Source organism: Phenylobacterium sp. LjRoot97 (assembly GCF_964254345.1).
Classification (GTDB): Bacteria; Pseudomonadota; Alphaproteobacteria; order Caulobacterales; family Caulobacteraceae; genus Phenylobacterium.
On the sequence record NZ_CAXUTH020000001.1, the window covers coordinates 4,205,938 to 4,218,541 of the forward strand.

Consider the following 12,604-nt stretch of genomic DNA (forward strand, 5'->3'; position numbering starts at 1 on the left):
GGGGTTCTACACCGTGAGGCTTTCGACTCGCGCGGAGCGCACAGCCTTAGCCAAGGATTCTACTTTGGAAAGAACCCGGGCGGTCACAGATTCGTTCATTGCCAAGCCTGTTGCGACCTCTTCGACAAGCGCCGAACCGACCACCGCCGCGTCCGCCACGCGGGCGATCTCGGCGGCGCGCTCGGGCGTCTTGATTCCAAATCCGACCGCCACCGGCAGGCCCGACGCGGCGCGGATGCGCTCGACGTTCGGGGCCACGGCGGCGGCGTCCGCTTCTTTCACGCCGGTCACCCCGGCGACCGAGACATAATAGACGAAGCCCGAGGTCCGACGGATCACCACCGGCAGCCGCTTGTCGTCGCTGGTCGGCGTCGCCAGCCGGATCAGCGACAGCTCGCTTGCGTCCAGGGCGTCGGCCAGCGGATCGGCCTCTTCCGGCGGGATGTCGACGCAGATCAAGCCGTCGACCCCGGCCGCCGCGGCGTCGCGCGCGAACGCCGCATAGCCGTGATGCACCAGCGGATTGGCGTAGCCCATCATGATGATCGGCGTCGTCTGGTCGGTCTTCCGGAACTCGGCGACCATCGCCAGGGTCTTCTTGAGGGTCTGGCCTTTGGCCAGCGCTCGCTGGGCGGCGCGCTGGATCGGCGGGCCTTCGGCCATCGGATCGGAGAACGGGTAACCCACCTCGATCAGGTCCGCGCCCGCCGCGGGCAGACCCTGCAAGATCTCCAGGCCGGTCGCATAGTCGGGATCGCCGGCCATCACATAGGCGACGAACGCCGCCCGGTTCTCCGCCTTCAGCTGGGCGAAGCGGGCCTCGATACGAGCTTTGGTCATTGGGACGCCCTGTGCACCGTGGGGGTCGGATCGCGTTCGACGTTCACCTTGACGACGCCGGTCGCCCAGGCGGCGCCCAGCAGCAGCGCCACGGCGGCGACGATCTGCAGGGCGAACTTCAGCCGATCCATCGACGCGGTCAAATCTGGCGGCCCAGGTGGTCGGCGACGGTCTGCACGTCCTTGTCGCCGCGCCCGGACAGGTTCAGCACCACGATGCCGTCCTTGCCGACGTCCTTCACCACGTCCGGCAGTCGGGCCAGGGCGTGCGAAGACTCGATCGCCGGCAGGATGCCTTCCAGCTCGGCCAGCAGCTTGAAGGCGTCCAGCGCCTCCTGGTCGGTGCAGGTCAGGTACTTGGCCCGGCCGACGTCGTGCAGCCACGAGTGCTCCGGCCCGATGCCAGGATAGTCGAGGCCGGCCGAGATCGAGTGCGCCTCGGTGATCTGGCCTTCGTCATCCTGCAGCAGATAGGTCATGTTGCCGTGCAGGACGCCGGGACGGCCGCCGTTGATCGCCGCCGCGTGACGGCCGGTGTCCATGCCCTCGCCCGCCGCTTCGACGCCGATAAGCTGCACGCCTTCGTCGTTCAGGAACGGATGGAACAGGCCGATGGCGTTCGACCCGCCGCCGACGCAAGCGACCACCGCGTCGGGCAAGCGGCCTTCCAGTTCCAGGATCTGCTGCTTCACCTCATTGCCGATCACGGCCTGGAAGTCGCGGACCATGGCCGGGTACGGGTGCATGCCCGCCGCCGTGCCGATCAGATAATAGGTGTCGTGAACGTTGGTGACCCAGTCGCGCAGGGCCTCGTTCATGGCGTCCTTCAAAGTCGCCGAACCGGCGGTGACCGCCTCGACCTGGGCGCCCAGGAGGTTCATCCGGAAGACGTTCGGCTTCTGTCGCTCGACGTCGACCGCGCCCATATAGACCACGCAGGGCAGGCCGAAGCGGGCGCAGACGGTCGCCGTGGCCACGCCGTGCTGGCCGGCGCCGGTCTCGGCGATGATCCGGGTCTTGCCCATCCGCATGGCCAGCAGGATCTGGCCCATGCAGTTGTTGATCTTGTGCGAGCCGGTGTGGTTCAGCTCTTCGCGCTTCAGATAGATCTTCGCGCCGCCGTAGTGCTTCGTCAGCCGCTCCGCGAAGTAGAGCGGGCTCGGCCGGCCGACATAGTGGGTCAGGAAGCTGCGCAGCTCGGCCTGGAAGGCCGGATCGTTCTTGGCCGCCGTGTAGGCCGCGTCCAGGTCGTGGACCAGCGGCATCAGCGTCTCGGGGACATAGCGTCCGCCGTAGTCGCCGAAGCGGCCGGACGCGTCCGGATAGGCGGTGTAGTCGTTCGGTTTCGCTGGGGCGTTCACAGGAATCTGCAACTTCAAGCGCGGCGGACGGCGTCCAGAAACGCCGAGATCAGAGCCGGGTCCTTTAGTCCGGGACCGCGTTCCACGCCAGAAGAAACGTCCACAAGCGGCGCGCCCGACAGCCTGATCGCCTCGCTCACGTTCCACGGATCGAGCCCGCCGGCCAGCAGCCAGGGTCGCTGGAAGCGCCGCCCGGCCATGATCGTCCAGTCGAAGCGCGCGCCGGTGCCGCCCGGCAGTTCGGAGTCCTTCGGCGGCTTGGCGTCGAACATCAGGTGCTCGACCACCGGCTCGAACGCGGTGGCGGCGCTGACGTCCGAAGCGTCCGAGATCGACAGCGCCTTGACGATCCCCACGCCGGTGCGTTCGGCGACCTGATGCGCGCGGGCCGGGGTCTCCTTACCGTGCAGCTGGATCAGGTCGGGCTTCAGGATCGCCATCAGCCGGTCGAGCATGGCGTCGTCAGGGTCGACCGTCACCGCCACGATCTTCACCCCGCGGGCCCGCGCCGGCCGGGCGAGGATCTCGGCCGGCTCGAGCTCGACATAGCGTGGGCTCTTGGGAAAGAAGTTGAGACCGATGTGGCTGGCGCCGCCGTCGGCGGCCGCGCGCACGGTCTCAGGCGTCGAAAGTCCGCAGATCTTGGCGCGCACGGTCATGGGCCGCAGTTAGACCCGCCGGCGCGCCAAGCCAAGCCGGATCAGGACTTGGTCTTCAGAAGGTCGCGGATTTCGGTCAGCAGCGCCTCGCTCGCGCTCGGCGCGGCCGGCGCTTCCTCCTGCTTGCGGCGCAGGCTGTTCACGCCCTTGACCAGCAGGAAGATCACCCAGGCCACGATCAGGAACTGGATCAGGGTGTTGATGAAGGCGCCGTACTGGATCGCCACCAGTTCGCTGGCGGCGGTGGCCGGATCGTCCGGCTTGAGCACCCATTGCAGCTTCGAGAAGTCGAGCCCGCCGGTCAGCAGGCCGATGGGCGGCATGACCACCTGGGTGACCAGGCTTTCGACGATCTTGTTGAACGACGCGCCGATGATCACGCCGACCGCAAGGTCGATGACATTGCCGCGCGCGATGAACTCGCGGAATTCAGAGAAGATGCCCATGGATCACCGTTGGTCGTCGAAAAGAAAGGCCAGGATCGACTGAGCCCTTCCTTACGGTCAACTGCAAACCTCTGTGAGGCGATCAGTCGGCGTTGAGCCGCTCGCGCAGTTCCTTGCCGCTCTTGAAGAACGGCACATGCTTGGCGCGGACGTCGACCGACTCGCCGGTGCGCGGGTTGCGGCCGGCGCGGGCGTCGCGCGAACGGACGGAAAGCGCTCCGAAGCCGCGCAGCTCGACGCGGCCGTCCGATTCCAAAGCTTGGATCATCCGCTCGAGGATCACCCCGACCACGCGCTCGACGTCGCGTTGGGTCAGGTGCGGGTTTTCCTCCGACAAGCGGGCGATAAGTTCCGACTTGATCATGCCTATTTCCGGGTCCCCGAGCCGTGGGGAGACGGCTCATAGGCTTTCAACTAGGAGCAACAACTTCGCCAGACGGCGCGCCTCGCAAGAAATCGCTGGAAGCGAGCGGGACCATGGTCGAGTCCGATTGGATGTTCAAGGCGCAAAGAAGGTTCACGCCCCTTGCACCACGCCCGTTCGCCGGTTTTTCAACCGTCAGGTGACGCATGGTAAGTGTCACGCGACGTCATTTGGGCGCCCGCACGAAGTATTCCTGGGCGGCGAGGGCCCGCAGTCCGCGATTCGCCGTCTCGATTTCGCCAGCCGGAATCTCGGGCGTCAGCGAACGGACCTGGGTCGAGAACCGCGCCACCTGCCCGGCGATCGCCGAAGACTGCTTCACCTCGTAGCCGCCGATGGACTGATCGCCGTTCGGACCGCGGATCGTAAAGCCGCGTCCGCCGTCCGGCAGCACGACCTCGGTCACCGACTCGCGGAAGGTCGGATAGGCGACCGCATAGGGCGCATCGCGGTTGGGGCCGGGCTCGCGCCGCGGATAGGCGGCCACGCCGCCCCCGGCGCCGGGCAGCTTGAACTCACGCACCCCGAGGTCGGGGTTCTCGCGCCAGTCGACCTCGGCCTTGCCGGTCATCACCAGCGAGAAGCTGTTGTCGTCAGGCCGGCTGTCCCACGTGACGCTGTCCAGCTCGATCCAGCTGTAGGTCGAGGAGAACGCCTGCCGGAAGGTGCGCTCCAGGTCGTCCTTGGGCGCCCGCGCCGCGACCTGCCGGAATCCCGCCGCCGCGTCGCCGTGCATGCGCAGTTCGACCCGCGCCGGCGCGGCTTCCGACAACCCCTTGGAGGCGTCGAGGTGAATCACAGAGACGATCTGCGGCAGGGCCGGCGGCGCCTCGGCGACGCGCTCGAGGGTCGCGCCGTCCGCGCGCAGCGGCAACGCCCAGCGCCAACCAGGGGCCGGCAGAACGTCGATTCCACCGCGGTTGCCGGTGCGCGTGCCGTCCAGCCAGTAGGTCTTGCCATCGATCCTGGCGCGTACCAGCACGTGATTGAAGGCCGACAGCGAGGGCAGCCGCTCGTCCATCCCGTCCCCGCCGCCCAGCGACACCAGCGCCGGCTCGGCCTCGATCCCCAACTCCTTCAGCAGCGCCAGCAGCAGCACGGTCTTGCCTTTGCAGTCGCCGAACCGCCGCTGCCAGGTCTCCTCCGCCGAGGCCGGGACATAGCCGCCCTCGCCCATGCCGAGGAACAGATAGCGGGTCTGGTCCTCGACCAGCTTGAGCGCCGCGAAGGCGCGGTCCTTGGGAGACTTCTGCGCGGCCGCGATGGCGGCGGCCTGGGCATTCACCTCCGAGCCCGGGCCCAAGGTCGCGGCCTTGGCGAAGTGCGGGTGCATGATCTTCGAGACGTCGGCCCAGGCGCCGTAGCTGGAGACCTCCAGATCGCCCAGCCGCTGGAACCGCAGCGGCGCGCCGAGCGGCGGCTTCGGCGCGGTGGCCAAAGCCAGGTCGCTCTCGAGGATCGTCCAGCCGTCCTTGTTGGCCAGGGTCGGTTCGCCGAAACCTTCGGTCCCACGCCAGCGCACCGCGCGCTCCTGCGGCCATGAGACCCTCACGCGATAACGCCCGGCTGCGCCCGGAAACTGCATGCGCTCGTAGTCATAGGAGCGGCCTTCGACGATCGGGTCGCGGCGGGTGGTCGTCCAGGCCATGTCGACCAGGTCGCCGACCTGCAGCCCCTCGATCTGGCGGCTGGCGGTCATGCGCCCGTCCAGCATCGCCCGCTCCAGGTTGGTCTCGCGGCGCAACACCAACAGGTCCTTGCCGCCCTTGAGCAGGTCGACGGTCTTGCCGTCGCGGACGATCCGCAGGCTGTGCCAGGCCACCTGCTCCACGGAGGGATCCCAGGTCACGTTGCGCGACTGGAAGCCGGCCAGCCCCTCGGGGCGCGTCACCCGATAGATGCGTCGATTGTAGTAGGCGTCGCCGTCCGGCGAGAACCGCGTCTGGTTGTCGTCCAGCACCACCTGCACCGCCGCCGCGCCGTCTTCGGGCGGGGCTTGCGGTATCTCGGCCACCGCGACCCACGCGGCCGGCGGCCCGAAGCTCGGCCGATCGGCGGCGAGCACTACGGTCGAAGCGGCGGCGAGCGGCATGGCGACAGACGCCGCCAGGGCGAGACGGAACAACAAGCACGGGCCTCCAGGCGATACGAGCCCGACAGGCTCCGGCCCGCGCACGATACCGGCCTGCCCGCAAAAGAAAACGGCGGACCGGTTTCCCGCTCCCCAACCTCAGAAAAGAAAACGGCGGATCGGTTTCCCGATCCGCCGCCAGCTTCAAACCGCTATGCGGCTATGAGGCTTATTCCTTGCCGGCCTTCTCGCGAAGGGCCGCGCCGAGGATGTCGCCCAGCGAAGCGCCCGAGTCCGAAGACCCGAACTGCTCGATGGCTTCCTTCTCGTCGGCCATTTCCAGCGCCTTGATCGACAGCGACACGCGGCGAGCGGCCTTGTCGATCTGGGTCACTTGAGCGTCGACGCGGTCACCCACGGCGAAGCGCTCCGGACGTTGGTCGGCGCGGTCGCGCGACAGGTCCGACTTGCGGATGAAGGCGGTCATCGGGGCTTCGTCGTCGCCGAACTTCACTTCGATACCACCAGTGGTGATCTCGGTGACGGTCACGGTGACGGTCTGGCCGCGACGGTAGGTGTCGCCTTCCATCGGATCGCCGGCCAGTTGCTTGATGCCCAGCGAGATGCGTTCCTTCTCGACGTCGACGTCGAGAACGCGGGCCTTGACCACGTCGCCCTTGTTGTACTTGGCGATCGCTTCTTCACCCGGCACCGACCAGTCGAGGTCGCTGAGGTGCACCATGCCGTCGATGTCGTTGTCCAGGCCGATGAACAGGCCGAACTCGGTGGCGTTCTTGACTTCGCCCTCGACGGTCGAGCCGATCGGGTGAGCGGCCACGAAGGCGTCCCACGGGTTCGCCATGGCCTGCTTCAGGCCCAGCGACACGCGGCGCTTCGACGGATCGACGTCCAGCACGACCACGTCGACTTCTTGCGAGGTCGAGACGATCTTGCCCGGATGGACGTTCTTCTTGGTCCAGGACATTTCCGAGACGTGGACCAGACCTTCGACGCCCGGCTCCAGCTCCACGAAGGCGCCGTAGTCGGTGATGTTGGTGATCCGGCCGGTGAACTTGGCGCCCACCGGGTACTTGGCTTCGACGCCGTCCCACGGGTCGGACTGCAGCTGCTTCATGCCGAGGCTGATGCGCTGGGTGTCCGGATTGATCTTCACGATCTGGACCTTCACGGTGTCGCCGACCGCGAGCACTTGGCTCGGGTGGTTGACGCGCTTCCAGCTCATGTCGGTGACGTGCAGCAGGCCGTCGATGCCGCCCAGGTCAACGAACGCACCGTAGTCGGTGATGTTCTTGACCACGCCTTCGCGGACTTCGCCCTCTTGCAGCTGGCTGACCAGCTCCGTGCGCTGTTCGGCGCGGGCTTCTTCCAGGATGGCGCGACGCGAGACGACGATGTTGCCGCGCGGACGGTCCATCTTGAGGATGGCGAAGGGCTGTTCCTTGCCCATGAGCGGGCCGACGTCGCGCACCGGGCGGATGTCGACTTGCGAACCCGGCAGGAACGCCGAGGCGCCGCCCAGGTCGACGGTGAAGCCGCCCTTCACGCGGCCCACGATCGAACCCATGACCGGTTCGTTCTTCTCGTAGACGCCTTCCAGACGGGTCCAGGCTTCTTCGCGGCGGGCCTTGTCGCGGCTGATGACCGCTTCGCCCATGGCGTTTTCGACGCGTTCCAGGAAGACTTCGACAGTGTCGCCGACCTTCAGGGTCGGCTTGCCGTCTTCGCCCAGGCCGAATTCCTTCACGGACACGCGGCCTTCGGTCTTCAGACCGACGTCGATGATCGCGAAGTCCTTTTCGATGCCGACCACGGCGCCCTTGACGACGGTGCCTTCCATGAAGTCACGGCCGCCCATCGAGGCGTCGAGCAGCGCGGCGAAATCGTCACGCGAGGGGTTCAGGCTAAGATCGTCAGCCATTGATGTTCTTTCGTCTTGAATGACGTCGGCTCCCTTCGGAAAGGGCATGGCCCCAGCCGAACGGAGTTCGGACGGAGTCCCGGCGTCAGGTTGAGGGTTGCGACCGATGACGCGGGAGACCCCGCGCCGGTGATTTGCCCGCAGCCGTGCGAGGGAAGGGCGCGGTTGGATTTGCGGGCCGACAACTTTCTCTAGGAAAGCTCCCAGCGCGCGCGCGCCGCCTCGACGATACGGCGGGCCGCATCGGTGGCCTGCTCTATAGTCATTTCACTGGTGTCCAGCAAGACGGAGTCGTCGGCCGGCCGCATCGGGCTGTCGGCCCGCCCGCCGTCGCGGGCGTCCCGCTTGAGGATGTCGGCGAGGATGTCCTCGTAGGCGACCGCCTCGCCCTGGGCCAGCAACTGCTTGAAGCGCCGCTCGGCGCGGACCTCCGGCGCGGCCGTGACATAGAGCTTGGCCGGCGCCTGGGGGGCGATGACCGTGCCGATGTCTCGTCCGTCGATGACCGCCCCGCCCGGCCGGCGGGCGAAGTCCTGCTGCATGTCGCGCAGCGCTTCGCGCACCGGCGGGTGGACCGCTACGCGGCTCGCGGCCTCGCCGGCGTCGCGGGTGCGGAACGCCGGGTCGGTCAGCATCTCGGCGGTCAGCTCGCGCGCGACCTGTGTCGCCGCGGCGACGTCGTCGAGGTCGCCGCCATGCCGCGCCAGCAGCACCCCGACCGCCCGGTAGAGCAGGCCGGAGTCCAGCATCGGCATGTCGTAGGCGCCGGCCAGACGGCTGGCGATCGTGCCTTTGCCCGACGCCGCCGGCCCGTCGACCGCGATGACGAACGGGGTCTTCACGAGATCTCCGCGCCCATGCCGCGCATCAGCTCCACGAAGCCGGGGAAGCTGGTGGCGATCATGCCGGGCTCGTCGACGGCGACCGCCTCGTCCGACGCCAGGCCCATGACCAAGTGCGACATGGCGATCCGGTGATCGCCCTTGGTGGTCACGCGCGCGCCGCCGGCGACCGGGTGATTGCCGCGGGCCGAGCCGACCACGATCAGGCCTTCCGGCTCCTCCTCGACGCCGACGCCGCAGGCCGCCAGGCCCGCCGCCATCAGCGCGATCCGGTCGCTCTCCTTGACGCGCATCTCGCCGATGCCGCGCATGTAGGTCGAACCGTCGGCGAAGGCCGCGGCCACCGCCAGGATCGGATACTCGTCGATCATCGACGGCGCCCGCTCCGGCGGCACCGCCACGCCCTTCAACGCCGAATGGCGGGCGGTGATGTCGCCGACCTGCTCGCCGCTCTCCTCGCGCTCGTTGGAGATCACCAGGTCGCCGCCCATCTCCTGCAGGGTCGTGAAGAGGCCGGTGCGCAGCTCGTTCAGCAGCACGCCCTCGACCGTCACCTCCGACCCTGGCGTGACCAGCGCGGCCACCAGCGGGAAGGCCGCCGAGGACGGATCGCCCGGCACCCGCACATGCGTCCCGGTCAGCTTCTGGCCGCCCGGCAGGGTGATCCAGCGGCCGTCGGCCTTGTCCTGGACGTCGACCACGGCCCCGAAAGCGCGCAGCATCCGCTCGGTGTGGTCGCGGGTGGCTTCGGGCTCGATCACCTGGGCGCCGCCCTCGGCGTGCAGCCCGGCCAGCAACACCGCTGACTTCACCTGCGCCGACGGCTCGGGCAGACGGTAGGCCAGGTGCCTCAGCGCCCCGCCCTGCAAGGTCAGCGGCAGGCGGCCGTTCGAGCGGCCCATGAAGCTCGCGCCCATCTGGCTCAGCGGCCCCAGCACCCGGCGCATCGGCCGGCCGCGCAGAGACTCGTCGCCCGTGAAGGTCGCGGCGAACGGAAAGCCGGCCATTGCGCCCATGATCAGGCGCACGCCGGTGCCGGCGTTGCCGCAGTCGATCACGTCCGAGGGTTCGGAAAATCCGCCTGCGCCCTCGACGCGCCAACGGCCTTCGCCGAGCCGCTCGACCTTGGCGCCGAAGCTGCGCATCGCCGCGGCCGTGCGGAGCACGTCGTCCCCTTCGAGAAGCCCTTCGATCTCGGTCGTCCCCTGCGCCAACGCGCCAAGAATGAGCGACCTGTGGGAGATCGATTTGTCGCCTGGGGCGCGCACGCGGCCCCGCAGCGGGCCGCCGCGTTTCGCGGTCAGTCCTGCTGACGTCATGGGATTGCCAAGCCTCCTTAAGGCCTTGCTGTTTTTCGAAAAGGGGTTTGCTTTTGACAGCGCTCCCTGCCCATGGCAAGGGAGCCGGCTTCAATTCCAACCTCTCTATGAGGCAACGCCCCTTGGCCAATCCAGAACTGGGCGCAAAGCAAATTTGCCCCAACTGTCAGGCAAAGTTCTACGACCTGACCCGCCGGCCCGCCGTCTGCCCTAAATGCGGCACGGAGTTCGACCCGGACGAAGCCGTCCGCAATCGCCGGGTTCGCGCCCGCGCCGCCCCCGTCGACCACGATCACGAGGACGCCGAGGATCAGGTCCGCGGCAAGGCCAAGGACGAGGACGAAGAGGAAGACGACGCGTCGACCCCTGAACTCGACGAGGTCGCCAACGAACCCCCGCTGGTTTCGGACGATGACGACGAGGCGCCCGACGCCACGCCGGAAGACCAGCTGTCCGAATTCTCCGAGGACGAACTCGAGGACGAGGAAAGCGACGACGTGCCGTTCCTGGAAGACGAGGACGAGGACGATTTCGACGACACCGAAATCGAAGGACTCCCCGGCGAAGGGGACGACGACGACCGGTAAAATCCGGGGTGCGACAACCCGCTCAAATTTTTCTTTCAGGGTGGGTTGATCGCACGAAACTCTCAGACTAGGTTCCGCGCCTCTTCGGGGGGCGACCACTGAAGAGACCCGAGACCTCGGGGCTATAGCTCAGTTGGTAGAGCGCTTGAATGGCATTCAAGAGGTCAGGAGTTCGACTCTCCTTAGCTCCACCATGGAGGCCCGCAGGACACCCTGCGGGCCTTCGCCTTTTCTGGGTTTCGACCTCGCCGCCGCCTTACCAGCTGTTGCGGCCGTCCACCTTCTCCACCGCGATCGCCGACCAATCGAGGTCGTCCACCAGCCGCAGGTTCAGCGCCTGGATTCGCGCCGTCGGAAACGATCCGGCCTCGAACCCCGGCTTCGGCGTCCCGTCCACATTGTAGACCGAAGCCCAGTCCGGGGAATCGCCCCAGGTCTGCATCCCGCAGCGGCCGCAGAAGTGATGCAGGTTGCCGGCGTCGCTGGCCGAGTAGGTCCCCTCGCCGTCCTGCGAGAGCATCTGCATCTCGCCGGGCTTGTAATACGCCCACACCGCGCCGGTGCGCGCGCAGTACGTGCAGTTGCATTTGGTGGCGCTGGTCGGGACGGGCGCCTGGATCTTGGTGGCGCCGCAGTGGCAGGAGGCGATCAGGGGCATCGGCTTGGCTCCATGGACAATGCAACCTAGCTAACGCGCCAGCAGCCGAATTCTGTCAGCAGCGTGTCAGCCTTTGTCCGCGTCAGCCCGCCCCACCGGCTGCGCCGTTGAAATCACGCGACCTAATCGCCACATGAAATCCAACCGGACCGCCGCGCCGAGCTTTGGGCGGAGGTTCCGGGGAGTCGCTTAAGCCGAGGACTCTGGAATGAACCGGTCGCTTGTTTTCGACAGCCCTTTCCTGCTGGGTTTCGATCATACCCGCAGCCTGATCGAGCGCGCGGCCAAGGCCGCCGCCGAGAGCTATCCGCCCTACAACGTGGAAGACCGCGGCGAGGGCGCCCTGCGGATCACCCTGGCCGTGGCCGGGTTCACCCCCGACCAGCTGCAGGTGACGGTCGAGGACGACCGCCAACTGGTGGTCGCCGGCAAGCGTGAAGGCGGCTCGGAGGAGGCCTATCTGCACCGCGGCATCGCGGCGCGGGGCTTCATCCGCACGTTCGTCCTGGCGGACGGCATGAAGGTCGAAGGGGCCACCCTGGCCCATGGACTGCTGCACATCGACCTGATCCGCCCGGAACCGGAACGCCTCGTCCAGCGGATCCCGATCAAGACGGCCGTCTGAACCGGCGGCCGTTCGACGCGTTGAGTTTTACGGAGGTGGTCATGATGACGCCCAATCTTACGACTGAAGCTTTCGCCGCTCTCGGCGCCCCGGACCTCGTTTACGTCCGTCCGATCAAGGCCGCCGAGATCATGGCGAGCACGCCCGCTGCACAGATCCAGGGGTTTCAGCTCGATCCCGATCAGATTCTGTACGCGGTCCACCGCGCCGACGGCGAACGCCTGGCGGTGCTGACCGATAAGGACTCGGCCGTCGCCGCGGCGCTGGCCCACGAACTGGCGCCGGTGTCGGTGCACTAGTCGAATAGGAAGAATGCTGGTCGGGCCTGGAGGGCCCGGCCAGCGGCCCTATCAGGCCGCCGCGGACGGCCGCTCCTGAACCAGCAGAGCATGAATGGCGTCAGGCGTCCTCGCCTGGCGCAGATGCTCGCGCAGGTCGCCCTGACGCAGCATCCGCGACACCCGGGCCAGGGCCCGCAGATGCTCGGAGCTGGCGTTCGGCGGCGCGAACAGCGCGAAGATCAGATCCACGGGCTGCTCGTCCACCGACTCGAAAGCGACCGGCTGGTCCAGGCGCACGAACACGCCGCGCATCTGAGTCAGGCCCTCCAGCCGCGCATGCGGCACGGCCACGCCATGGCCGACGCCGGTCGAGCCTGCGTTCTCACGCTCGATGAGCGCGTCCACCACGACGCCCGCGTCCAGCCCGAAGTGCCGGGCGGCGATCTCCGCCACCACGGCCAGGGCCTGACGCTTGCTCGGCGCGCTCGCACGCGCCGCGATCGCCGCGCGGTCCAGGATGTCGCCTATTTGCATAATCTCGTGACGCCCAAAC

At 67.7% G+C, this 12,604-nt stretch carries 15 protein-coding genes and 1 tRNA gene; 4 read left to right on the forward strand and 12 right to left on the reverse strand.

Features of this window, described 5'->3' with window-relative positions; genetic code table 11:
• Positions 1–6: 6 nt before the first annotated feature.
• From trpA to aroA, 10 genes are all read right to left on the reverse strand, one after another.
• Positions 7–840 (reverse strand): tryptophan synthase subunit alpha, encoded by an 834-nt coding sequence (trpA, locus tag ACSQ2H_RS20890; protein WP_436063285.1) that lies wholly within the window; start codon positions 838–840, stop codon positions 7–9.
• On the reverse strand, positions 837–971 hold the full coding sequence (locus ACSQ2H_RS20895; protein ID WP_436063286.1) for a hypothetical protein: 135 nt from the start codon (positions 969–971) through the stop codon (positions 837–839). The genes trpA and ACSQ2H_RS20895 overlap by 4 nt, the downstream gene beginning before the upstream one ends.
• An 8-nt stretch (positions 972–979) precedes the next feature.
• Positions 980–2,200, reverse strand: a complete 1,221-nt coding sequence (gene trpB, locus ACSQ2H_RS20900) for a tryptophan synthase subunit beta (protein ID WP_436063287.1) — start codon at positions 2,198–2,200, stop codon at positions 980–982.
• A gap of 14 nt (positions 2,201–2,214) precedes the next feature.
• On the reverse strand, positions 2,215–2,859 hold the full coding sequence (locus tag ACSQ2H_RS20905; RefSeq protein WP_436063288.1) for a phosphoribosylanthranilate isomerase: 645 nt from the start codon (positions 2,857–2,859) through the stop codon (positions 2,215–2,217).
• 41 nt (positions 2,860–2,900) lie between these two features.
• Positions 2,901–3,305 (reverse strand): large-conductance mechanosensitive channel protein MscL, encoded by a 405-nt coding sequence (gene mscL, locus ACSQ2H_RS20910; RefSeq protein WP_436063289.1) that lies wholly within the window; start codon positions 3,303–3,305, stop codon positions 2,901–2,903.
• A gap of 82 nt (positions 3,306–3,387) precedes the next feature.
• Positions 3,388–3,669, reverse strand: a complete 282-nt coding sequence (locus tag ACSQ2H_RS20915; protein WP_183771142.1) for an integration host factor subunit beta — start codon at positions 3,667–3,669, stop codon at positions 3,388–3,390.
• Positions 3,670–3,895: 226 nt separating this feature from the next.
• Complete coding sequence (locus tag ACSQ2H_RS20920) at positions 3,896–5,857, reverse strand: DUF3857 domain-containing protein (protein WP_436063290.1); 1,962 nt, start codon at positions 5,855–5,857, stop codon at positions 3,896–3,898.
• Between the two features lie 172 nt (positions 5,858–6,029).
• Positions 6,030–7,739, reverse strand: a complete 1,710-nt coding sequence (gene rpsA / locus ACSQ2H_RS20925) for a 30S ribosomal protein S1 (RefSeq protein WP_436063291.1) — start codon at positions 7,737–7,739, stop codon at positions 6,030–6,032.
• Between the two features lie 191 nt (positions 7,740–7,930).
• Entirely contained in the window at positions 7,931–8,581 is a 651-nt protein-coding gene (gene cmk / locus ACSQ2H_RS20930) for a (d)CMP kinase (protein WP_436063292.1), read from the reverse strand.
• Positions 8,578–9,900: a 3-phosphoshikimate 1-carboxyvinyltransferase gene (aroA, locus tag ACSQ2H_RS20935; protein ID WP_436063293.1), complete on the reverse strand. Its 1,323-nt coding sequence runs from the start codon at positions 9,898–9,900 to the stop codon at positions 8,578–8,580. Before aroA ends, cmk begins: the two co-directional genes overlap by 4 nt.
• Positions 9,901–10,022: 122 nt before the next feature.
• Here aroA and ACSQ2H_RS20940 point away from each other — a divergent pair, with 122 nt between their 5' ends.
• Together ACSQ2H_RS20940 and ACSQ2H_RS20945 are read left to right on the forward strand one after the other, a co-directional pair.
• Positions 10,023–10,487, forward strand: coding sequence for a TIGR02300 family protein (locus ACSQ2H_RS20940; protein ID WP_436063294.1), 465 nt, complete (start codon positions 10,023–10,025; stop codon positions 10,485–10,487).
• Between the two features lie 118 nt (positions 10,488–10,605).
• Positions 10,606–10,681 (forward strand) — tRNA-Ala (locus tag ACSQ2H_RS20945).
• A gap of 62 nt (positions 10,682–10,743) precedes the next feature.
• Here ACSQ2H_RS20945 and ACSQ2H_RS20950 read toward each other — a convergent pair.
• On the reverse strand, positions 10,744–11,145 hold the full coding sequence (locus ACSQ2H_RS20950) for a GFA family protein (protein WP_436063295.1): 402 nt from the start codon (positions 11,143–11,145) through the stop codon (positions 10,744–10,746).
• Between the two features lie 208 nt (positions 11,146–11,353).
• On the opposite strand from ACSQ2H_RS20950, the gene ACSQ2H_RS20955 reads away from it, so the two are divergent.
• Together ACSQ2H_RS20955 and ACSQ2H_RS20960 are read left to right on the forward strand one after the other, a co-directional pair.
• Positions 11,354–11,770: an Hsp20 family protein gene (locus ACSQ2H_RS20955; RefSeq protein ID WP_436063296.1), complete on the forward strand. Its 417-nt coding sequence runs from the start codon at positions 11,354–11,356 to the stop codon at positions 11,768–11,770.
• 44 nt (positions 11,771–11,814) lie between these two features.
• Entirely contained in the window at positions 11,815–12,069 is a 255-nt protein-coding gene (locus ACSQ2H_RS20960) for a DUF1150 family protein (protein ID WP_183772404.1), read from the forward strand.
• Between the two features lie 51 nt (positions 12,070–12,120).
• Here ACSQ2H_RS20960 and ptsN read toward each other — a convergent pair whose 3' ends face one another.
• A complete protein-coding gene (gene ptsN, locus ACSQ2H_RS20965; RefSeq protein WP_436063297.1) occupies positions 12,121–12,585 on the reverse strand; it encodes a PTS IIA-like nitrogen regulatory protein PtsN in 465 nt (154 codons plus the stop codon).
• Positions 12,586–12,604 lie beyond the last annotated feature (19 nt).